The sequence below is a fragment of the Rhodococcus sp. BL-253-APC-6A1W genome (assembly GCF_012843405.1).
Taxonomy (GTDB): Bacteria; Actinomycetota; Actinomycetes; order Mycobacteriales; family Mycobacteriaceae; genus Rhodococcus.
Genome location: NZ_JABAFB010000001.1, coordinates 404,410 through 424,627 on the forward strand (window position 1 = coordinate 404,410; position 20,218 = coordinate 424,627).

Consider the following 20,218-nt stretch of genomic DNA (forward strand, 5'->3'; position numbering starts at 1 on the left):
GATCCGATGATGACGGCGAACGGCATACGGGTAGGGCTGTCGACCGCTTCCGTGTACCCCGAGAACACGGAAGCGGCCTTCCGATTCGCGGCGGACCTCGGATACGACGGTGTCGAACTCATGGTGTGGGCCGACCCCGTCAGCCAGGACCTCGGTGCGGTCGAGCGACTGGTGCGCAAGTACGGAGTGCCGGTCCTGGCGGTGCATGCGCCGTGCCTGCTCATCTCCCAGCGAGTCTGGGGCGCCGACCCGGTTGCGAAGCTCGAGCGATCGGTGCGGGCCGCGGAGATCCTCGGCGCGGCCACGGTGGTGATCCATCCGCCGTTCCGCTGGCAGCGTCGATACGCGGACGGTTTCCCGGACCAGGTCGCGGCGCTCGAGGACACCAGTGACGTATCCGTCGCGGTAGAGAACATGTTCCCGATGCGTGCCGACGTCCTGCTCGGCGGTCGTGAGCGTGGAGCCGAACGCCTCCGGCGCCGCGGACTGGGCCGGGCGGTGTCCACTTTCCGGCCTTCGCTCGATCCGACGGACACCGGATTCCCGCACTACACGCTCGATCTGTCGCACACCGCGACGGCCGGAATGGATCCGATGGCATTGGCCGACCGGATGGGGGACGGGCTGACCCACCTGCACCTCGCGGACGGCCGCGGATCGCCGGTGGACGAGCATCTCGTCCCGGGGGACGGCACCCAGCCGTGCGCGGACATGTGCCGTCGACTCGCGGACAGCGACTTCGCCGGACAGGTCGTGCTCGAGGTGAGCACACAGAGTGCGCGCACCCGGGCGGAACGCTCGGCCATGCTCGCGCGGTCCCTCGAGTTCGCGCGCCGGCACCTTGCCCGGCCGGCACGTCGCGCACTGACCTCGGGTCCGGAGCATCTGCGCCTCACGGAGGTTGCCCGGATACCCGCGCAGTCGGACGACGCCGACGCCGGCGACCAGCAGGGCGACGCCTGACACGACATCCCACCCGCTGTCGGGTACTGCTGTCTGCCGAGATTGGATAGCTGTAGTATCCATTATCGACCGAGGGTGAAAGGGGTCGATCCGTGCGCATCTCCGAACTCGCCTCGCGCGCTCGCGTGCCGCTCCCCACGGTGAAGTACTACCTGCGCGAAGGGCTGCTCATGCCCGGCCGGGTGACCAGCGCGACGCAGGCGCAGTACGACGACCGGCACGTCCGGCGACTCGGTCTCGTCCGCGCCCTCGCCGCCCAGGGTCTTCCGCTCGACAGGATCAAGATGATCGTCGCGCTCGCGGACCATCCGGGAGACGACCTGTTCGAGGCGCTCGGCAAGGCGATCGCCACGCTCCCGCCGTACGTCCACGAAGAACCCGGAAACACCGGCGGCCCTACCCGTGGCGAGGATCCCGAATATCCGCGCGCCAGGCGCGTGCTCGAGCATCTCGGTCAGCTCTACGACCCCCGGTTCGCGGCCGTCGCGCAGCTCGAACACGCGCTCGCGGCGCTCGACGCCGCCGGGCTCCCGATGTCCGGGCGCCGCATCGACGCGTACGGCGAGCACATCCGGGAGATCGCGCGTTTCGAGGTCGGAGCCCTGCCCACGGGCTCCCCGCACGAGACCGTCGAGGCCGCGGTGCTCGGCACCGCACTGTACGAGCCGGTCCTCACGGCGATGCGCCGTCTCGCCCATCAGCACCTTGCGGCGGGACTCTTCGTGCCCCCGCACGAGACCCCGAGTAGAACCACCGGCAAGTCGAACACCGAGGAGAACCCGTGAGCACGGCCCATTCCCATCCTTTCCGCGACCTCGTCACCGTCACCGCGACGGGCCAGAACGCCTGGCAGGCGCATATCGACCCCCTGTGGACAATCGGGCCGAAGGTGCACGGTGGCTGCATGCTCGCGGTGTGTGCCGCCGCTGCACGCCGGGAAATTCTCGCTGCCGGTGCGGATGCGGCCGTGCAACCGCTCGCCGTCAGCGCCTCGTTCGTCTCCGCGCCCGATCCGGGCGAGGTGGACCTCACCACGACCCTGCGCAAGAACGGCCGGCAGGTCGGGGTCGTCGACGTCGAACTCGCGCAGGGAGGCCGGGTGGCGGTCCGTGCGAGCGTGACCCTCGGTGTCCCGGACGGCGGCGAGCCGCTCCACACCGTGCCGCACCGCACGAGTTCGCTGCCCGTGGAGCCGGTCGCGGACGCGGTGGCCGTGACCCCCGACCATCCGATGGGTCGGATCGTCAAGTTCGCCGGGCTCGCGAATCTGCATATCGACGGCTCGACCGCACATTTTCTGTCCGGGACGGAGGGGGAGCCGTCGGTGTCGATGTGGACGCGCCCCCGCCCGGACGACGAGACCGATATCGACACCGCCGTGCTGTTCGCACTCATGGCGGGCGACATCTCCGCACCCGTCACGATGAACCGCGGCATGTTCGGCTGGGCACCCACCGTGCAGCTCACCGCATACCTGCGCCGCGTGCCCGCCCCCGGATGGCTGCGGGTGACGGCGGAGAGCAGCGTGCTGGGCAACAAGTGGTTCGAGGAAGACCACACCGTGGTCGACTCCACGGGCGCAGTCGTCGTGCAGTCGCGTCAGCTGGCGATGATCCCGCGCTGAGGCAGCGCCGCAAGGCGGTGGTTGCCGACACACGACCTGCGATACCGGACGGGCAGCGCGTCGTGGCAGGCTGTCACCTATGACGAGAATTGCTGTGATCGGTGGCGGAAAGATCGGCGAGGCCCTGATCTCCGGACTGCTGCACAACGGCTTCGCGACGAAGGATCTCGTCGTGGCCGAGAAGTACCCGGAACGTGCACAGGAACTGGCCGCGGAGTACTCGATCCGCGTCACCGACAGCACATCCGACGCAGCCGAGGGTGCGGACGTCGTGGTGGTGGCCGTCAAACCCAACGACGTCGACGCGGTGGTCACGGCGTTGTCGTCGGCCGACCTCGACAGCGAGAACGAACAGATTCTGGTCTCCCTCGCTGCCGGTGTCACCACGGCGCGCTACGAGAAGAAGCTTCCGGCGGGCTTCCCCGTCGTCAGGGTGATGCCGAATACGCCGATGCTCGTCGGGCAGGGCGCGAGCGTTCTGGCCGCGGGCCGGCACGCTCGGCCACAGCACCTCGACACCGTCCGGGAACTCCTCTCCACGGTGGGCACCGTGTCGGTGGTGCCGGAAGCGCAGATCGACGCCGTCACCGCTGTCTCGGGTTCGGGCCCCGCCTACTTCTTCCTGGTGGCCGAAGCCATGATCGACGCGGGCGTCGCGGTCGGGCTCACCCGCGCGGTCGCCACCGAACTCGTCGTCCAGACGATGACGGGCTCGGCGGCCATGCTCGCGCAGTCGGGGGAGAACGCCGCGGACCTGCGTGCCGCGGTCACTTCACCGGGCGGGACCACCGCGGCCGCTGTCCGGGAACTCGAACGCGGGGGCGTCCGCAACGCCTTCTACGAGGCGATCGACGCCGCGCGTGCCCGCTCGCAGCAGATCGGCAGTGCGCCCGAACCGGGGCCGGGCACCGCGTAAACCCCTCATTATGGGGTGTACCGGATCGGGAGTCCGGAAAATACCGGTCGTCATCGTCGCACAGGAACCATTCGTCACGCTAAGCTCGAAACAGCACGTGCGTGTCTGTTCCGCCGGAGGGGAAGCCGGCGGCGCGGACGTGCCGGAGGTGTGTAATGGCTACAGGAAACACGCCGTCGAAGGGGCAACAACCCCAAGACGGACAATCGGTTCTCGCCGGTACCCAATTCCTGACGGTCGCCGAAGTGGCGGCGTTGATGCGGGTGTCGAAGATGACCGTCTACAGGCTGGTCCACAGTGGTGAACTACCCGCGGTGCGCGTCGGACGCTCGTTCCGAGTGCATGCGAAGGCGGTTCACGACTACCTGGAGACATCGTATTTCGACGTCGGGTGACGGATCGTCGAAGGCAGTCGCGTCACGGAGCGGACCTCGGTTTCACCAAGGCGTACCCGCCCCGGTACGATTGCTTTTCGTCGTACCGGCGGCCGGTGTCGTGAGGCGCTGAACTCAACGAGGGCCAGCGTCGACATACATCAGGCGTACGTCACCGGCGTGCGTAGGAACGCTATAAGAAACGTGAGGGATGCCCACATGGGTTCTGTGATCAAGAAGCGCCGCAAGCGCATGTCCAAGAAGAAGCACCGCAAGTTGCTCCGTCGCACTCGCGTGCAGCGTCGCAAACTCGGCAAGTAAGTCTCTGAGCTTGCCGATGCCCGCCCCCTTCACGGTGGCGGGCATCGCTTGTATCCGCGTCCGGTCGCCGCGCCGCGGATGGCGGCATCGCCCCGGGTGTAATGCGCGCATGCCGAACGCGCCGTATTGTGGCCGCATACCGTGAGGACCGCGACAGCGTAAGAGCTCGCTGGTGTCACAGGCAGGGGTGGATGTGAGTTCGCAGGGGCGGGAAGCAGAACAATCTCGTGTGGTGCTCGTCACCGGTGCGAGCAGGTTCCTGGGCGGCTACCTCGTCACACGACTGGCGCAGAATCCCGAAATCGAGCGCGTGATCGCCGTCGATACGCAATCCCCCACCAAAGACATGCACCGGCGGATGGGCCGCGCCGAATTCGTCCTCGCCGACATCCGGAACCCGCTCCTCGGCAAAGTTATCCGCAACATGGACGTCGACACGGTCGTGCATGCGTCGGCCGTCGCCAAAGCTCCCAAGTCCGGCAGTCGCGCAGCGATGAAGGACATGAACATCCTCGGCGCCATGCAACTCTTCGCCGTGTGCCAGAAAGCGCCGTCGGTGCGCAAGGTCGTGCTGCGGTCGTCCTCGGTCGTCTACGGCTCGAGCGCCAAGGACCCGGCGAAGTTCACGGAAGAGATGAGCGCCCGCCGCCGGCCCACCGGGCCCTTCGCCCGGGACATGATCGAAATCGAGGGCTACCTGCGCGGCTTGGCCCGCCGCCGCAGCGACATCGCGACGACGATCCTGCGACTTGCCCCGACCGTCGGGAGCCGGTTGCCCGGTTCCGTGTCGACCTATCTGACCTCGCCGCTGGTCCCCAGCGTGCTCGGCCGCGACGCGCGGCTGCAACTTCTCCACGAGGAAGACGCCCTCGGCGCCCTCGAACATGCCGTCGTCGGCAGGGGGCCGTCCGGAACCTACAACATCGCCGGCGACGGCATCGTCATGATGTCGCAGGCCGTCCGCCGGGCGGGTGGCGTGACGGTGCCGATGCCCTACGCGCTGTTCCGCACCGCGGGGCACGCGCTCATGGGTTCGGTGATGAAGTCGTTCACGAAGGAAGAACTCGACTATTTCCACTTCGGTTGTGGCCTCGACACCACGCGCATGCGTACCGAACTGGGCTTCGAGCCGCGATGGACGACGCGGGACGCGCTCGACGACTTCGCGCGGGGCATCGGCCTCACCCGGGTGATGAAGACCGAATGGGTGGACAAAGCCGAGTCGATGGTGCTGTCCGCCCTGGGAGAGCGAACGGAGGTTCGATGACACAGGTTGCCAAGGTGATCCCGCTGCACGCCGGTTCGCGTCGTCCGGCGGGCGGAGGCACGCACCGCACCGTGACGCCGGGTCCTCCCGAGCGGAAGGAGAGCGAGGCGAAGCAGTCCGTCGATACCGGTGGACTGCTCGACGACTTCCGCGATGCCCTCATCGCCCAGGTCATCGGCACGGCCGAATTCGTGCGGCGGCGCATGACCGGCGATTACGAGGTCGACGATTTCGGCTTCGACCCGCATTTCGCCGACAACGTGGTCCAGCCCGTCCTGCGTCCGCTGTTCGAGAAGTGGTTCCGGGTCGAGGTGCGCGGTGCCGAGAACATCCCCACCGACGGGCGCGCGCTCGTCGTCGCCAACCACGCCGGGACGTTGCCTCTCGACGCGCTCATGACCTCGGTCGCGGTGCGGGAACGCGCGGGACGGCCGCTGCGGATGCTCGCCGCCGATCTCGCGTTCGACATGCCGTTGGTCGGGACGGTCGCACGCAAAGCCGGCCACACCCTCGCGTGCCACCCCGACGCCGAACGGCTGCTGCGCGAGGACCAGGTGGTCGCGGTGTTCCCGGAGGGCTACAAGGGTCTCGGGAAACCGTTCAAGGAGCGCTACAAGCTGCAACGGTTCGGCCGCGGCGGATTCGTGTCGGCGGCGCTCAAGACCCACGCCCCGATCGTGCCGTGCTCGATCGTGGGTTCGGAGGAGATCTACCCGAACCTGGCAGACCTGTCGTCCCTCGCGCGGTTGCTGGGCCTGCCGTATTTTCCCGTCACGCCGCTGTTCCCGGCGCTCGGCCCGCTCGGGATCATTCCGCTGCCGTCCAAGTGGTACATCGAATTCGGCACACCGATCAACACCGATGTGTACGACGAAGTGGCAGCCGACGACCCGATGGTGCTGTTCGAGGTCACCGACCACGTTCGGGAAACCATCCAGCAGACGCTCTACAAACTGCTCACGCGCCGCCGCAACGTCTTCCTCGGTTAGAGCTTCCTCCGGCCCGTCGCGGTCGTGCGACTGTCAGTTGCGGTCGCGGCGACGCCCGACCATCACGGCGACCGCACCGCCGGCCGCTCCGAGGCCCAGCGCGGTGGGCACCCCGACCTTCGCGGCTTTGCGGCCCGTCCGGAAATCCCGGATCTCCCATCCCCGCGTCCGCGCGACCTGCCGGAGATCGGGGTCGGGGTTGATCGCCACAGCGGTACCCACCACCGACAGCATCGGCAGGTCGTTGTGGCTGTCGGAGTACGCGGTGCACCGTTTGAGGTTGAGGCCTTCACCGATGGCAAGCGCACGCACGGCGTGCGCCTTGCCGAGACCGTGCAGGATGTCGCCGACGAGCCGGCCGGTGAACCTGCCGTCCTCGGCTTCCGCGACGGTGCCGAGCGCACCGGTCAGACCGAGCCGTTTCGCGATGACATCCGCGAGCTGGACCGGTGTCGCGGTGACCAGCCAGACCTGCTGACCTGCGTCGAGGTGCATCTGCGCGAGCGCGCGGGTGCCGGCCCAGATCTTGTCGGCGATGATCTCGTCGTAGATCTCTTCGCCGAGTTGCCGAAGTTCCTCGGTGGAGCGGCCCTGCACGAACGACAACGCCTTGTCGCGGCCGATGGCGACGTCGTGGGCATTCTCCTTGCCGGTGACGCGGAACTTCACCTGCTGCCACGCGAACTCGAACAGGTCCGACTTCCGGAAGTAGTCGCGCGCGACCAGTCCGCGCGCGAAGTGGATGATCGACGCGCCCTGCACCATGGTGTTGTCGACGTCGAAGAACGCGGCCGCGGTGAGATCGCGAGCCGGTGGTGCGGCGTCGAGATCGGGTTCGGGCTCGGTCCGTGACTCCTGCATCGCGAGAGCGGCATCGGCACTCGCCGCGCCCGCGAGGTTGGCGCGCACCTCTTCTTCGCTCGGGCCGAACTTTCGGGACAGCAGCCGCCGGCCGGGCCTGATGATCCGCGCCCATGTTTCGCCCATGCCCCACACGTAGGGAAACGAACCTGTTGGCACTCGCACCTCCGGTGTCGCGACGGCCGGGCCCTCCCACCCGTCCCTGATCACGGGTGACCCGCGCCCAGCGTAGCCCGTACGCGACGCGCACCCGAGGATGCGCACCCGAGGAGGAACAACGCGGTCGTGAGGGTGTGACCTTCATCTCGACGGGCGATGGCGCAGAGTGGATGCATGACCGATGATCGTTTCCGCGCCCCCGACGCGTCCGCACTCCGTCACGACGTCACGCTTCTGGTCCGTGCCGGGTGCGCCGCGTGCGAGCCGGCGCACCGGCAGCTCGAGCAGCTCTGTGAAGAGTTCGGGCTGCAGGTCACCTGCATCGATGTGGACGAAGCTGCCGCAAGGGATCCCGAATTGCGTGCCGAATTCGGCGACCGTCTGCCCGTCGTCCTGCTGGACGGGCGGGAGCACAGTTATTGGGAGGTGGACGAGGCGCGACTGCGTGCCGATCTGGCCCGCTGAGCGGACCCTCGTCGGCCGTGACGCAGGTGAGAAGCACATTCGGGGGCCTTCGAGCAACTTTGTGCATGGCTTCACAAGCGGTTACCGTGGGGTGAACGAAATCCCCGGATCACCGTGAGGCCAGACGTGTGTCCACAGGCCGGACGAGGAGCCACAACGTGACGCAGTTGCACCCACCGCAGGGCGAGGACGCCCGCGGTACCGCCGACTCCGGCGGGGGTGCCGCTCCCGTTGTCACGGTGAGGGATATCCCCCAGGCTACTGTGACGCGTCTCGCGACCTATCTGCGGGTCCTCGGAGCGCTCGTCGAAGCGGGCACTCTGATCGTGTCGAGCGAGGAACTCGCGTCCGCCGCCGGGGTCGGTTCGGCCAAACTGCGCAAGGATCTGTCGTTCCTCGGACCGAACGGCGTGCGGGGAGTCGGATACGACGTCCTGCGCCTGCAATCGCGTATCGAAAACGCTCTCGGCCTCGACCGCGGACACCGCGTCGTGCTGGTCGGAGTGGGCAACCTGGGCCGTGCGCTCGCCCGGTACCCGGGGTTCGATCGCCGCGGGTTCACCATGGCGGGCCTGTTCGACGCCGATCCCGCGGTCGTCGGAACCCGCGTCGGCGATCTGATCGTCCGGCATGTCGACGCGCTCGAAGAGGACGCCCGCGAACTCGGTGCCACCATCGCAGTCGTCGCGACTCCCGAAGACGTCGCCCAGCACGTGTGCGACCTGCTGGTGCGGTCGGGCGTCCGGAGCGTGCTGAGCTTCGCCCCGATCGAACTGGATGTGCCCGACCACGTCGAGGTGCGCCGGGTCGACCTCGCCGTGGAGATGCAGGTGCTGTCGTTCAACAGCACCCGCCACGACGAACTCGTCAGAACCGCAGACGGCGCCCGGGCGTCCGGTCTCGCGCGAGTGTCCACGCAGAGTTCCGCTCGGCGAACCCAAACAGGTAAGGCGGGCCCACTGGGTCCGGCCGTGACCAGAAACGGATCGGTGATCGCGCCGTGAGTGTTCTCCTCGTCGGGATTTCGCACCGGAGTGCTCCGGTCTCGATTCTCGAGAAGGTGGCGGTCGCAGATACCGACCGCCCCAAGCTCACCGACAAGATGATGGCGTCCGGCCGCATCTCCGAGGCCATGATCGTCTCGACCTGCAACAGGGTCGAGGTGTACACGGTCGTCGATGCGTTCCACGGCGCCCTGTCGACGGTCGGTGAGTTGCTTGCCGAACATTCGGGGCTCGACCTGGCCGAACTCCAGAAGCACGCCTACGTCCGGTACAGCGAAGCCGCAGCCGAGCACCTGTTCTCCGTGGCCAGCGGACTCGACTCGATGGTGGTCGGCGAACAGCAGATCCTCGGGCAGATCCGCACGGCATACGCGTCGGCCGATGCCCAGCAGGCCGCCGGCCGGACCCTGCACGAACTCGCGCAGCAGGCGCTGCGCGTCGGCAAGCGGGTGCACTCCGAGACCGGGATCGATTCCGCCGGCGCCTCGGTGGTGTCGGTGGCTCTCGACAAGGCCTCGGCATTCCTCGGAGGTGACGGGCTGCGCGGCCGCACCGCCGCGGTGATCGGTGCCGGTGCGATGGGCGGCCTCGCCGTCGCGCACCTCACCCGTTCCGGCGTCGGCACGATCGTGCTGGCCAACCGCACGCGTGAGCGCGCCGAGCGACTTGCCGAGACCGCCCGTGCCAACGGCGTCGAGGCCGACGTCGTTGCGTTCGACGATCTCGCCTCCGCACTGTCGCGCGTCGATGTCGCCGTGACCTGCACCGGCGCAGTCGGAACGGTGGTCACCCTCGCCGACGCGCACCGTGCGCTCGCACAGCCAGGACGCGGCGAGCGTCCCCTGGCGATCTGCGATCTCGGTCTGCCGCGCGACGTGGAACCGGCCGTGGCCGGTCTGCCCGGCGTGACGGTGTTCGACATGGAGTCGCTGCAACGCGATCCTGCCGCCGGTGCCGCGTCCTCCGACGCGGAGGCCGCGCGCGCGATCGTCGCGTCGGAACTGTCGCAGTACCTCACGGCGCAGCGGCTCGCCGAGGTCACCCCCACGGTCACGGCACTGCGTCAGCGCGCGGCCGAGGTCGTCGAGGGCGAACTGATGCGTCTGGAATCCCGCCTGCCCGATCTCGAGGACACGCAGCGTGACGAAGTCGCACGCACCGTCCGGCGAGTGGTGGACAAACTGCTGCACGCGCCGACCGTGCGGGTGAAGCAACTCGCCTCGACCCCCGGCGGCGACCAGTACGCGGAAGCTCTGCGCGAGCTGTTCGAGCTGCGTCCGGGCGCGGTCGACGCGGTCGCCACCCCGACCAAAGAACTTGGGTCGCTGACCGACCCGACCATGGCGACGGACCTGTCCGCCGCACTCGACCCTGCGGTCACCACTGAGCTGCAGGCCCCACGAAAGGACGGCAAGGCATGAGCACCGAAGCCGCTTCGGCAACCCGGATCGACGCACCCGGGCAGCGCCGCACCTTGCGGATCGGCACCCGCGGCAGTGTGCTCGCCACCACCCAAGCCGGAACGGTGCGCGACGCGCTGGTAGCCGCCGGGCATCCCGCGGAACTCGTCATCATCACGACGAAGGGTGACGTCACGCCGGGCCCCGTCCAGCGGATCGGCGTCGGCGTGTTCACCGCCGAACTCCGTGAGGCGCTGCTCAACGGCGAGGTCGACATCGCAGTCCACTCGTACAAGGACCTGCCCACCTTCCAGGACCCGAAACTCGTCGTCGCGGCGGTGCCGCCGCGGGAAGATCCGCGCGACGCGCTCGTCGCCCGCGACGGTCTCGTGCTCGGTGAGCTGCCGTGGGGCTCGAAGGTCGGGACCTCCGCGCCCCGCCGTCGCGCCCAGCTCGCCGCGCTGGGACTGGGCCTCGAGCTCGAGCCGCTGCGCGGCAACATCGACACCCGCATCGGCAAGGTCGACTCCGGCGAACTCGACGCGATCGTGATCGCGCGCGCCGGACTGTCGCGCATCGGCCGGCTCGACCGGGTCACCGAGGCGCTCGAACCGGTACAGATGCTGCCCGCACCGTCGCAGGGGGCTCTCGCGGTGGAGTGCCGCTCCGACGATGCCGAGACGATCGCGCTGGTCGCGCCTCTCGACGACGCCGCCAGTCGCGCCGCTGTGGTCGCGGAGCGGTCGTTGCTCGCCGAACTGGAAGCCGGCTGCACGGCTCCCGTCGGGGCGCTCGCCGAGGTCGTCGAGTCGATCGACGAGGACGGGCGCGTCTTCGAGGAGCTGTCGGTGCGAGGCTGTGCCGCCGCGCTCGACGGTTCGGACGTGCTGCGCGCGAGCGCGGTCGGCGCCCCCGAGCGTGCCGAGGAACTCGGCCGTGCGGTGGCCCGCGAACTGCTCGAACTCGGTGCCCGGGGCCTGATGACCGCCGACGGCATACTGCCCGAACAGGCCACGGCGGATGATTGACGTGGCCGAGTTGTTCCCCCTTTTTTCCCTTACCGCAGATTTGACCGCACTGGAGAATGACCGATGAGCCGAGTCCGTAAGAACACTCCCGGACGGATCCTGTTCGTGGGATCTGGACCGGGCGATCCGGCACTGCTCACCGTGCGCGCGCACGACGTGCTCACGGGTGCCACCATCGCTTTCACCGACCCCGATGTCGACAAGGGCGTCGTTGCGCTCGTCGGGACCGATCACGGCACCGACCCCGAGACGGGGGAGCCCGTCGCCGAGGTCCGGCCCGCCCTGGGCGAGCCCGCCGAGGTGGCGAAGACGCTCGTCGCGGAAGCCAAGGCCGGACGCGACGTCGTGCGCCTGGTCGCAGGCGATCCGCTCACGACCGACTCGGTGATCGCCGAGGTCAATGCCGTCGCCCGCACGCAGGTCGTCTTCGAGGTTCTGCCGGGCCTGCCCGCCGGGTCGTCGGTGCCGAGCTACGCGGGCATGGCCCTCGGCTCGTGTCACACCGAGGTCGACGTGCGCGGCGAGGTCGACTGGGCCGCGCTGGCCGCGGCTCCGGGCCCGCTCGTCCTGCACGCCACGTCGGGGCATCTGGCCGAGACCGCGAGCGCACTCGTCGAGCACGGACTCGCGCCCCAGACTCCGGCTGCGATCACGGTGCGCGGCACCACGCGTCAGCAGCGCACCGTCGAAGCGACGCTTGCGACGCTCAACGACGCGGGTTCCGAACTCGTCGGCTCGCTCGTCGTGACGGTCGGCAAGGTGGTCGCTCAGCGCAACAAGATGTCGTGGTGGGAGTCGCGCGCCCTGTACGGCTGGACCGTGCTGGTGCCCCGCACCAAGGAACAGGCCGGGGAGATGAGCGATCGTCTCGTCACCCACGGCGCCATTCCGATGGAGGTGCCGACGATCGCGGTCGAGCCGCCGCGCAGCCCGGCGCAGATGGAACGCGCGGTCAAGGGTCTCGTCGACGGCCGCTACCAGTGGGTGGTGTTCACCTCCACCAACGCGGTGCGCGCCGTGTGGGAGAAGTTCGAGGCGTTCGGTCTCGACGCTCGTGCGTTCTCGGGCGTGAAGATCGCATGTGTCGGTCAGGCCACCGCCGACAAGGTGCGCTCGTTCGGCATCATCCCCGAACTGGTTCCGAGCGGAGAGCAGTCCAGCGAAGGCCTGCTCGCGGAGTTCGCGCCGTACGACGACGTGTTCGATCCCGTCAACCGGGTTCTGTTGCCCCGGGCCGACATCGCGACCGAGACACTCGCCGAGGGTCTGCGTGAACGCGGCTGGGAGATCGACGACGTCACGGCCTACCGGACCGTCCGGGCGGCGCCGCCGCCGGCGTCGACCCGCGAGATGATCAAGACCGGCGGGTTCGACGCGGTGTGCTTCACCTCGTCGTCCACGGTCCGCAACCTCGTGGGTATTGCCGGAAAGCCGCACGCGCGCACCATCGTTGCGTGCATCGGACCGAAGACGGCCGAGACCGCGATCGAGTTCGGCCTGCGCGTGGACGTGCAGCCCGAGACCGCTCAGGTGGGACCGCTCGTCGAGGCCCTGGCCGAGCACGCGGCCCGGTTGCGCGCCGAAGGTGCGCTGCCTCCGCCGCGGAAGAAGTCCCGCGCCCGCCGCTGATCCCCGTACGGCGTGGTGTCTCTCCTGGAAGGTGCTGTAGTCCGAATGTTTCCCGAGATTCGTCCGCGCCGGTTGCGCAGTACGCCGGCGATGCGTCGGCTGGTTGCCGAAACCTCCCTCGAACCGCGGCATCTCGTGTTGCCGATGTTCGTTGCCGACGGAATATCGGAGCCACGCGAGATCACGTCGATGCCGGGTGTGTACCAGCACACCGGCGAGTCGCTGATCGCTGCGGCGTCCGCCGCGGTCGAGGCGGGTGTCGGCGGGCTGATGCTCTTCGGCGTGCCTCGCGCCGAAGACAAGGACGCCCGAGGGTCGGGTGCGACCGACGAGAACGGCGTCCTCAATCGCGCTCTCAGGTCGCTGCGCAGCGAACTCGGCGACTCGACGGTGCTGATGGCCGACACGTGCCTCGACGAGTTCACCGACCACGGGCATTGCGGAGTGCTCACCGACTCGGGCGTCGTCGACAACGACGCGACGCTCGAGCGGTACGCCGACATGGCCGTGATCCAGGCGGAGTCGGGCGCTCATCTGCTCGGGCCGAGCGGGATGATGGACGGCCAGGTCGCGGCGATCCGCGCGGCGCTCGACGACGCGGGCTACACGGACGTGGGCCAGCTCGCCTACGCCGCGAAGTACGCGTCCGCGTTCTACGGCCCGTTCCGCGAGGCCGTCGGCTCGTCCCTCGACGGCGATCGCCGGACCTACCAGCAGGACCCGGCGAATCGTCGCGAGTCGCTGCACGAGGTGGATCTCGACCTCGCCGAAGGCGCCGACATGGTCATGGTCAAGCCGGCGATGTCGTACCTCGACGTGCTCCGGGAAGTCGCGGACCGGTCGCCGGTGCCGGTGGCCGCCTACCAGATCTCGGGTGAGTATTCGATGATCTCCGCCGCGGCCGCGAACGGCTGGATCGACCGCGACGCCGCGATCCTCGAATCGTTGATCGGCATCCGCCGTGCGGGTGCGGACATCGTGCTCACCTACTGGGCCGCAGAGGTCGCGGGCCGGCTGTCGTGAGCTTTCCCGTACCCCCGCCGGTGTCCGCCGCGCCGTCCGAGCGGCCCGTACCCGCGGATGTCACAACGGCGTACCAACTGTGGTGTGGGGTACTCGGCCTCGCTGTCGTGACACTCGTCGCGAGCCTGGTCGACATGGTGGCCAGGCGTACCGAACTGGTCGATCTCATGACCGAGATGGCCCAGGATCCGGCGTTCGAGGGCGTCACGAGCGAGCAGTTGGAGTCCGCGGTGCCGGTGGTGGTCGGGCTCACCGCCGCGCTCGGTCTGGCACTCATCGGTGTCCTGTACCTCGTGGTCAGGCAGTTGCGGCGTGGCAAGAACTGGGCCCGAATGCTGCTGACCCTGCTCGGGGTGTTCATGTCCCTGTCGACCCTGCCGACAGTGTTCGGTGTGGGGGTCGGCGGCGGCACCCTCGGCTGGATACTCGGTTTCGTGGGCATCGTGCAAGCGGTGCTCACGGTGGGTGCCATCGTTCTGATGCACCGGAAGGACTCGAACCGGTACTTCCTCCGGCTTCCACAGGATTAGAGCGCGTCACCGGGTTCAGATCCGCGTGCGGGGATAGTACGGTGAGCGCTGGCATCCACGGCCGGACACGGCCGTTCCCGTCGACCTCGAGGACGTCATGCAGGTGGAACCGAGGCCCTATGGGCGTCGTCGCGAACTGGTCCTGATCGCCCTTATCGCCGTGCTCGGCCTGGTGACCACGCTGCTGATCGTGATACCCGGAGCACTCACCGCTTGAGCGGCACATCTCCCACCGGCGATATCACCGTGCCGCTGTTCCACGAACCGGGTGGCCGCCGGCGCACGGTGGCCTACGGTCCGGTGCTGTGCGCGGTGGGGCTCGTCGTCGAGATCGCGACCGGGCCGGTCGTCCACTGGATCGCGCTGCCGGTGATCGCGCTCCTGCTCGCCGGATTCGTCTATCCGATGGTCGTCGCTGCCCGGCGGCACGTGAGTGTCGAGCTCACTCCGAGCGTGCTGCGCCAGGGCACCGAAGAACTGCCGGTGGACGACATCGAGGCGGTGCTGCCGCCGTCGGCCGACCCGTGGAAGCCGGATCGGTGGGAATCGGCCCGCACCCTCGGCGAACTCTCGGGCGTGCCCCGGGGCCGCACCGCGGTCGGGCTGCGCCTGCGCGGCGGCGCACTTGTCCGGGCCTGGGCGAAGGACGCGGACGGACTGCGGGCGCGACTCGAGGAACTCGTTCGTGCCGCAGGTACCCCCTAGGGGTATATTTGCGGGCGTCCCCCCGAGAAAGGAACACACCACCATGCAGACCACGTACCGCGTCGAGGGCATGACCTGCGGGCACTGCGTCGCCGCCGTGGAAGAAGAAGTCGGCGCGCTCGACGGAGTGACCGCCGCGAAGGCCGACCTCGAGACCGGACAGCTCGTCGTCGACAGCGGCAGCGAACCGGATAGAGCTGCGGTCGCCGCCGCCGTCGACGAAGCGGGTTACGCGCTCGCGCCCTGAAGCGGAGCGACCGCGCCTTCCCGGTCGAGCATCGCCGAGCCGAGCAGGTACTCCGGCACGCCGAGACCTTCGGCGAGCGTCAGGGCATACGGACGCAGGGTGCGGCAACGCTCGTTGATGCCGCGCCCCACGGCCTTGGCGCGCTCCACCGACAGCTGTCGATGCTCCATGAACCAGGCCTTGTCGCCGTCGATCACGGTGAGCGCGTAGAGGTCGCACAGCTCCGAGAGCAGGCCGCACGCCGTTTCGTCCTTGCAGTCGTCGATCGCCGCGACGAACGCTTCCAGCACCACGCGGTCGATATGCGCTTCGGCGGCGTGCAGCACATGGTCCTGCACGAAGTTGAACGCGTCGAACGCGTTCTCCTCGCGGTTCATGGCCGCTTGGAGGCGTCGCGCCGCCGTCGAGATCAGATACTGCTCGCGGTCCTCGAACATCGTCAGCTGCGTACCGCGGTTGAAGAGGCTGCCGTCCTCCTCGTTGTCCTGCCGGGTGTCGAGGAAGGTCTGGATGATCTGCTGCGCAGCGGTCCGCTTCTTCACGACATCGGAGATCGTCGTCGCGGCGAAGCGCATCCAATCCACCGGGCTCATGCCCTGCACCTCGTCGGCGTAGGAGGTGAGCAGTTCCTTCGCCACGAGCTGGGTGAGCACATGGTTGTCACCCTCGAACGTCGTGAACACGTCCACGTCGGCGCGCAGAGCGGTGAGCCGGTTCTCCGCCATGTAGCCCGCGCCGCCGCACGCTTCCCGGCACTCCTGGATGGCTTGTGACGCGTGCCAGGTGTGGGCCACCTTCAGGCCTGCGGCACGACCCTCGAGTTCGCGCTGCTCCTGGGGATCGAGGTCCTCCAGCGACATGGACTGGAGACGGTTCATGGTGCTGAGCAACTCGTTCTGCGCGAATCCCAGTGCATATGACCGCGCGATGAGCGGGAGCAGACGGCGCTGGTGGACGAGGTAGTCCATGATCGGCACCTCCGCCTCGCGGCCCGGCGCGTCGAACTGCCGGCGCTTCTCCGCGTACTGCGTGGCGATGGTCAGTGCGACCCGCGCCGCGGCGCCCGCGGACCCACCGACCGTGATGCGGCCGCGCACCAGCGTGCCGACCATCGTGAAGAATCGGCGGCTCGGATTGTCGATGTCGGACACGTACGTGCCGTCCGGTTCGACATCCGAGTACTTGTTGAGCAGGTTCTCGCGGGGGATCCGCACCGAGTCGAACATGATCCGGCCGTTGTCGACGCCGGGCAGTCCGCCCTTGTGACCGCAGTCCGAGGTGGTCACCCCGGGCAGGTCGTTGCCGTCCTCGTCGCGGATGGGAACGACGAAGCAGTGCACGCCGTGCGACTCGCCGCCGGTGACCAACTGTGCGAACACCGCCGCGACCTTTGCGTGCTGCGCCGCACCGCCGATGTAGTCCTTCCGGGACGACGGAGTGGGCGAGTGGACGACGAATTCCTGGGTTGCCGGGTCGTACGTGGCGGTGGTCTCCAGCGCCTGGACATCGCTGCCGTGCCCGGTTTCCGTCATCGCGAAGCATCCGAGCAGATCGAGGTCGATGAGCGGCCGGATGTACTCCTTGTGGTGACGCTCGGTCCCGAGGTTCTCGATCGCGCCGCCGAACAGTCCCCACTGCACCCCGGCTTTGACCATCAGCGACAGATCAGACATCGCGAGCATCTCGATCGACGCCACCGCCCCGCCGGGGTCGCCGGTCCCGCCCGACTCGACGGAGAAACCGGACGCCGCGTAGCCGCGCTCCGCGAGGATCTTCATCTGCTTCAGGGTGATCGCGCGGGCCTCCTCGAGGTCCGGCGTGTAATGCGGCGCGAACGCGGGGTCGGCCAGATCGGTGCGGGCGCGGTGGCGGGCGTCGTGCCACGCGCCGTCGAGTGCGGTGCGGAGGTGTTCGGCTGTGGTCGGCATGGCTCGACCATAAGGTGATCCGCCCCGGAAAAGGCAGCCTTTCCCTACCGTCCGGGAGAAGAAACACACCAGGTTTGGCGCACTGCTTTTTTGGCAAATCCGGCGAAACTGGGACACTGGAAGTCGTGACTGCGACTCCCGATGCTGCGCCCGACCGCGACACCCGATCCGCCGCACTCTTCCGACGGGCATCGAAGGTCACTCCCGGGGGTGTGAACTCTCCGGTCCGGGCGTTCGGATCGGTCGGCGGCACGCCCCGCTTCATCGCTTCGGGCTCGGGATGCACGCTCACCGATGTGGACGGAAATACCTACGTCGACCTGGTGTGTTCCTGGGGTCCGATGATTCTGGGGCACGCGCATCCCGCCGTCGTCGACGCGGTCCGCACGGCCGCTACGTCGGGCCTGTCGTTCGGCGCGCCCACGGACGGCGAGGTCGAACTCGCCGAAGAAATCGTCGCTCGAATTGCTCCCGTCGAGCAGGTACGGCTCGTCAACTCCGGCACCGAAGCGACCATGAGCGCGGTACGTCTTGCGCGTGGATTCACCGGACGGTCCAAGATTGTGAAGTTCTCCGGCTGTTATCACGGTCACGTGGACGCGTTGCTCGCGGATGCCGGATCGGGGCTCGCCACGTTCGGGCTGCCCACCTCCCCGGGTGTGACCGGGGCGCAGGCGGGCGACACGCTGGTGGTGCCCTACAACGACCTCGACGCCGTACGCGCGGCGTTCGAGGCGAATCCCGGCGAGATCGCCGCGGTCATCACCGAGGCTGCCGCCGGAAACATGGGCACGGTGCCGCCGGTGCCCGGATTCAACGAGGGACTGAAGGCGCTCACCCGTGAGCACGGCGCGCTGCTGATCATGGACGAGGTCATGACCGGATTCCGTGCGAGTGCCACGGGCTGGTACGGCATCGACGGGGTCGCCGGTGACCTGATGACGTTCGGCAAGGTGATGAGCGGCGGGTTGCCCGCCGCCGCGTTCGGCGGTCGCGCCGACGTGATGGCGCACCTCGCCCCCGCGGGTGCGGTGTACCAGGCCGGCACCCTGTCCGGTAACCCCGTGGCCGTCGCCGCCGGGCTCGCGAGCCTGCGCGCCGCCGACGCCGAGGTCTACGCCGCGCTCGACCGCAATGCCGCGACGCTCGGCCGCCTTCTCGGCGAGTCCCTGAGCGCCGAGGGCGTGCCGCACCGGATCCAGAACGCCGGCACCATGCTCAGCGTCTTCTTCACCGAGGACCCGGTCACGAATTACGACCAGGCCAAGGCTGCCCAGACCTGGCGTTTCCCCGCCTTCTTCCACGCGTTGCTCGACCATGGCGTGTACGCGCCGCCGAGTGCATTCGAGACCTGGTTCGTGTCCGCCGCCCTCGACGACGCCGCGTTCTCGCGGATCGCCGATGCCCTTCCGCACGCGGCCCGCGCAGCCGCCGCCGCGACCGCGCCCTGACCTGCCCCGTAGACGACCTGCCCGTCCTGATCCGTTCGCTCCGCCCATCACCCCGAGGAATACTCACGTGACCGAAGCCGCCCCGTCCGAGACCCGCACCATCGTGCACGTGCTCCGGCACGGTGAGGTGCACAATCCCGACGGCATCCTGTACGGCCGCCTCCCCGGATTCCAGCTGTCGGCGACCGGTGAAGCGCAAGCCCGGGCCGTTGCGGCTTCCCTCGCCGACCACGACATCGCGCACGTCGTCGCCTCGCCGCTCGAGCGTGCACAGCAGACCGCCGCGCCCATCGCGGAGAAGCACGGCCTCACCATCCGCACAGACGAGAACCTGATCGAAGCCGCCAACGACTTCGAGGGCCTCAAGGTGTCGGTGGGCGACGGTGCGCTGGGCCGGCCCCGGCACTGGTGGAAACTCCGCGACCCGTTCACCCCGTCGTGGGGCGAGCCGTACCTGCAGATCGCGCACCGCATGCTCGCCGCGGTCAACGCCGCGCGCGTCGCCGCAGCCGGTCACGAGGCCGTCTGCGTGAGCCACCAGCTCCCGGTGTGGACGCTGCGCCGCTTCCTCGAGGGCGAGCGGCTGTGGCACGACCCGCGCCACCGTCAATGCAGCCTCGCATCGCTCACCTCGCTCGTCTACGAAGGCGACACCCTGGTCGACCTCGTCTACTCCGAGCCGGCCGGTGCCTCCGACCCGAACGTGCACGGCGCATGAGAAAAGTGTTCGGGGTGGTGTGCGCGGTACTGCTGAGTGCCGGGCTGCTCACCTCGTGTGCGACCGGAGACGATGCCGTCGCGACCGGCGGTACGTTCGACTTCGTGTCGCCCGGTGGGCAGACCCGCATCTTCTACGATCCGCCTTCCGAGCGCGGCACCCTCGGTGAGCTGACCGGTGACGACCTCATGAACGAAGGCGCCACGATTTCCCTCGCGGACTTCGCGGGACAGGTCGTCGTGCTCAACGTCTGGGGCCAGTGGTGTGCACCGTGCCGTAGCGAGGCCGACGATCTCGAAGAGGTCTACGAGCAGACCAAGGATCTGGGAGTCGAGTTCCTGGGCATCAACGTCCGCGACAACCAGCGCGACAAGGCGCAGGACTTCGTCGTGTCGCAGGAGGTCGGCTACCCGTCGATCTACGACCCGTCGATGCGGTCGCTCCTGGCGCTCGGACGCAACTATCCGACGTCGGTCGTGCCCACCACCGTGGTCCTCGACCGCGACCACCGGGTCGCCGCCGTCTTCCTCACCGAACTGCTCGCAAGCGACCTGCAACCGGTCGTGGAACGCGTCGCAGCCGAAGCGGACGAGGGGTAGATCGTGAGCGGGGCAGC

General features: G+C 68.6%; 22 protein-coding genes. 20 read left to right on the forward strand and 2 right to left on the reverse strand.

The window, feature by feature from the left end; genetic code table 11:
• Nucleotides 1–6: 6 nt before the first annotated feature.
• From HF877_RS01795 to HF877_RS01830, 8 genes are all read left to right on the forward strand, one after another.
• Nucleotides 7–963, forward strand: a complete 957-nt coding sequence (locus HF877_RS01795; RefSeq protein WP_169619406.1) for a sugar phosphate isomerase/epimerase — start codon at nucleotides 7–9, stop codon at nucleotides 961–963.
• 92 nt (nucleotides 964–1,055) lie between these two features.
• Complete coding sequence (locus HF877_RS01800) at nucleotides 1,056–1,748, forward strand: MerR family transcriptional regulator (protein WP_169619408.1); 693 nt, start codon at nucleotides 1,056–1,058, stop codon at nucleotides 1,746–1,748.
• The gene (locus tag HF877_RS01805; RefSeq protein ID WP_169619410.1) at nucleotides 1,745–2,587 is read left to right on the forward strand and encodes a thioesterase family protein; all 843 of its coding nucleotides are present in this window, start codon (nucleotides 1,745–1,747) and stop codon (nucleotides 2,585–2,587) included. Before HF877_RS01800 ends, HF877_RS01805 begins: the two co-directional genes overlap by 4 nt.
• Before the next feature lie 79 nt (nucleotides 2,588–2,666).
• On the forward strand, nucleotides 2,667–3,503 hold the full coding sequence (gene proC / locus HF877_RS01810; RefSeq protein ID WP_169619412.1) for a pyrroline-5-carboxylate reductase: 837 nt from the start codon (nucleotides 2,667–2,669) through the stop codon (nucleotides 3,501–3,503).
• A 155-nt stretch (nucleotides 3,504–3,658) separates the two neighbouring features.
• Complete coding sequence (locus HF877_RS01815; protein ID WP_169619414.1) at nucleotides 3,659–3,898, forward strand: helix-turn-helix domain-containing protein; 240 nt, start codon at nucleotides 3,659–3,661, stop codon at nucleotides 3,896–3,898.
• Nucleotides 3,899–4,096: 198 nt separating this feature from the next.
• Nucleotides 4,097–4,198 carry an AURKAIP1/COX24 domain-containing protein gene (locus tag HF877_RS01820; protein WP_003402602.1) on the forward strand — a complete coding sequence of 34 codons (102 nt, stop codon included), beginning with the start codon at nucleotides 4,097–4,099 and terminating at the stop codon, nucleotides 4,196–4,198.
• A 232-nt stretch (nucleotides 4,199–4,430) separates the two neighbouring features.
• Nucleotides 4,431–5,465: an NAD-dependent epimerase/dehydratase family protein gene (locus tag HF877_RS01825; RefSeq protein ID WP_169619613.1), complete on the forward strand. Its 1,035-nt coding sequence runs from the start codon at nucleotides 4,431–4,433 to the stop codon at nucleotides 5,463–5,465.
• Nucleotides 5,462–6,454 carry a lysophospholipid acyltransferase family protein gene (locus HF877_RS01830; RefSeq protein ID WP_169619416.1) on the forward strand — a complete coding sequence of 331 codons (993 nt, stop codon included), beginning with the start codon at nucleotides 5,462–5,464 and terminating at the stop codon, nucleotides 6,452–6,454. The genes HF877_RS01825 and HF877_RS01830 overlap by 4 nt, the downstream gene beginning before the upstream one ends.
• 33 nt (nucleotides 6,455–6,487) lie before the next feature.
• On the opposite strand, the gene HF877_RS01835 is transcribed toward HF877_RS01830, so the two are convergent.
• The gene (locus HF877_RS01835; protein WP_169619614.1) at nucleotides 6,488–7,441 is read right to left on the reverse strand and encodes an HAD-IB family hydrolase; all 954 of its coding nucleotides are present in this window, start codon (nucleotides 7,439–7,441) and stop codon (nucleotides 6,488–6,490) included.
• 207 nt (nucleotides 7,442–7,648) lie between these two features.
• Here HF877_RS01835 and HF877_RS01840 point away from each other — a divergent pair, with 207 nt between their 5' ends.
• From HF877_RS01840 to HF877_RS01880, 9 genes are all read left to right on the forward strand, one after another.
• Entirely contained in the window at nucleotides 7,649–7,939 is a 291-nt protein-coding gene (locus tag HF877_RS01840) for a glutaredoxin family protein (RefSeq protein ID WP_169619418.1), read from the forward strand.
• Nucleotides 7,940–8,097: 158 nt separating this feature from the next.
• A complete protein-coding gene (locus HF877_RS01845; RefSeq protein ID WP_169619420.1) occupies nucleotides 8,098–8,943 on the forward strand; it encodes a redox-sensing transcriptional repressor Rex in 846 nt (281 codons plus the stop codon).
• A complete protein-coding gene (locus tag HF877_RS01850; protein ID WP_169619422.1) occupies nucleotides 8,940–10,364 on the forward strand; it encodes a glutamyl-tRNA reductase in 1,425 nt (474 codons plus the stop codon). Before HF877_RS01845 ends, HF877_RS01850 begins: the two co-directional genes overlap by 4 nt.
• Nucleotides 10,361–11,371 carry a hydroxymethylbilane synthase gene (gene hemC / locus HF877_RS01855; RefSeq protein WP_169619424.1) on the forward strand — a complete coding sequence of 337 codons (1,011 nt, stop codon included), beginning with the start codon at nucleotides 10,361–10,363 and terminating at the stop codon, nucleotides 11,369–11,371. Before HF877_RS01850 ends, hemC begins: the two co-directional genes overlap by 4 nt.
• Before the next feature lie 63 nt (nucleotides 11,372–11,434).
• The gene (locus HF877_RS01860; protein ID WP_169619426.1) at nucleotides 11,435–13,000 is read left to right on the forward strand and encodes a bifunctional uroporphyrinogen-III C-methyltransferase/uroporphyrinogen-III synthase; all 1,566 of its coding nucleotides are present in this window, start codon (nucleotides 11,435–11,437) and stop codon (nucleotides 12,998–13,000) included.
• Nucleotides 13,001–13,045: 45 nt separating this feature from the next.
• Nucleotides 13,046–14,023, forward strand: coding sequence for a porphobilinogen synthase (hemB, locus tag HF877_RS01865; protein ID WP_169619428.1), 978 nt, complete (start codon nucleotides 13,046–13,048; stop codon nucleotides 14,021–14,023).
• The gene (locus HF877_RS01870) at nucleotides 14,020–14,553 is read left to right on the forward strand and encodes a hypothetical protein (protein WP_346765035.1); all 534 of its coding nucleotides are present in this window, start codon (nucleotides 14,020–14,022) and stop codon (nucleotides 14,551–14,553) included. Before hemB ends, HF877_RS01870 begins: the two co-directional genes overlap by 4 nt.
• Before the next feature lie 240 nt (nucleotides 14,554–14,793).
• The gene (locus tag HF877_RS01875; protein WP_169619616.1) at nucleotides 14,794–15,258 is read left to right on the forward strand and encodes a hypothetical protein; all 465 of its coding nucleotides are present in this window, start codon (nucleotides 14,794–14,796) and stop codon (nucleotides 15,256–15,258) included.
• 43 nt (nucleotides 15,259–15,301) lie between these two features.
• On the forward strand, nucleotides 15,302–15,505 hold the full coding sequence (locus HF877_RS01880; protein ID WP_169619430.1) for a cation transporter: 204 nt from the start codon (nucleotides 15,302–15,304) through the stop codon (nucleotides 15,503–15,505).
• Here the strand turns inward: HF877_RS01880 and HF877_RS01885 are convergent.
• Entirely contained in the window at nucleotides 15,487–17,433 is a 1,947-nt protein-coding gene (locus HF877_RS01885) for an acyl-CoA dehydrogenase (RefSeq protein ID WP_169619432.1), read from the reverse strand. The genes HF877_RS01880 and HF877_RS01885 overlap by 19 nt on opposite strands.
• A 125-nt stretch (nucleotides 17,434–17,558) precedes the next feature.
• Between HF877_RS01885 and hemL the strand changes: the two genes are divergently transcribed.
• The 3 genes from hemL (at nucleotide 17,559) to HF877_RS01900 (ending at nucleotide 20,201) form a co-directional block, all read left to right on the forward strand.
• Nucleotides 17,559–18,884: a glutamate-1-semialdehyde 2,1-aminomutase gene (hemL, locus tag HF877_RS01890; protein ID WP_169619433.1), complete on the forward strand. Its 1,326-nt coding sequence runs from the start codon at nucleotides 17,559–17,561 to the stop codon at nucleotides 18,882–18,884.
• Between the two features lie 67 nt (nucleotides 18,885–18,951).
• Nucleotides 18,952–19,602, forward strand: a complete 651-nt coding sequence (locus tag HF877_RS01895; RefSeq protein ID WP_169619435.1) for a histidine phosphatase family protein — start codon at nucleotides 18,952–18,954, stop codon at nucleotides 19,600–19,602.
• Nucleotides 19,599–20,201 carry a TlpA disulfide reductase family protein gene (locus HF877_RS01900; protein WP_169619437.1) on the forward strand — a complete coding sequence of 201 codons (603 nt, stop codon included), beginning with the start codon at nucleotides 19,599–19,601 and terminating at the stop codon, nucleotides 20,199–20,201. The genes HF877_RS01895 and HF877_RS01900 overlap by 4 nt, the downstream gene beginning before the upstream one ends.
• Nucleotides 20,202–20,218 lie beyond the last annotated feature (17 nt).

Bases quoted from the DNA above. Each gene is read 5' to 3' on its own strand.
- HF877_RS01795 (WP_169619406.1), top strand. From the start codon at position 7: ATGATGACGGCGAACGGCATACGGGTAGGGCTGTCGACCGCTTCCGTG.
- proC (WP_169619412.1), top strand. From the start codon at position 2,667: ATGACGAGAATTGCTGTGATCGGTGGCGGAAAGATCGGCGAGGCCCTG.
- HF877_RS01815 (WP_169619414.1), top strand. From the start codon at position 3,659: ATGGCTACAGGAAACACGCCGTCGAAGGGGCAACAACCCCAAGACGGA.
- HF877_RS01820 (WP_003402602.1), top strand. From the start codon at position 4,097: ATGGGTTCTGTGATCAAGAAGCGCCGCAAGCGCATGTCCAAGAAGAAG.
- HF877_RS01830 (WP_169619416.1), top strand. From the start codon at position 5,462: ATGACACAGGTTGCCAAGGTGATCCCGCTGCACGCCGGTTCGCGTCGT.
- HF877_RS01835 (WP_169619614.1), bottom strand. From the start codon at position 7,441: ATGGGCGAAACATGGGCGCGGATCATCAGGCCCGGCCGGCGGCTGCTG.
- HF877_RS01840 (WP_169619418.1), top strand. From the start codon at position 7,649: ATGACCGATGATCGTTTCCGCGCCCCCGACGCGTCCGCACTCCGTCAC.
- hemC (WP_169619424.1), top strand. From the start codon at position 10,361: ATGAGCACCGAAGCCGCTTCGGCAACCCGGATCGACGCACCCGGGCAG.
- HF877_RS01860 (WP_169619426.1), top strand. From the start codon at position 11,435: ATGAGCCGAGTCCGTAAGAACACTCCCGGACGGATCCTGTTCGTGGGA.
- hemB (WP_169619428.1), top strand. From the start codon at position 13,046: ATGTTTCCCGAGATTCGTCCGCGCCGGTTGCGCAGTACGCCGGCGATG.
- HF877_RS01880 (WP_169619430.1), top strand. From the start codon at position 15,302: ATGCAGACCACGTACCGCGTCGAGGGCATGACCTGCGGGCACTGCGTC.
- HF877_RS01885 (WP_169619432.1), bottom strand. From the start codon at position 17,433: ATGCCGACCACAGCCGAACACCTCCGCACCGCACTCGACGGCGCGTGG.
- HF877_RS01900 (WP_169619437.1), top strand. From the start codon at position 19,599: ATGAGAAAAGTGTTCGGGGTGGTGTGCGCGGTACTGCTGAGTGCCGGG.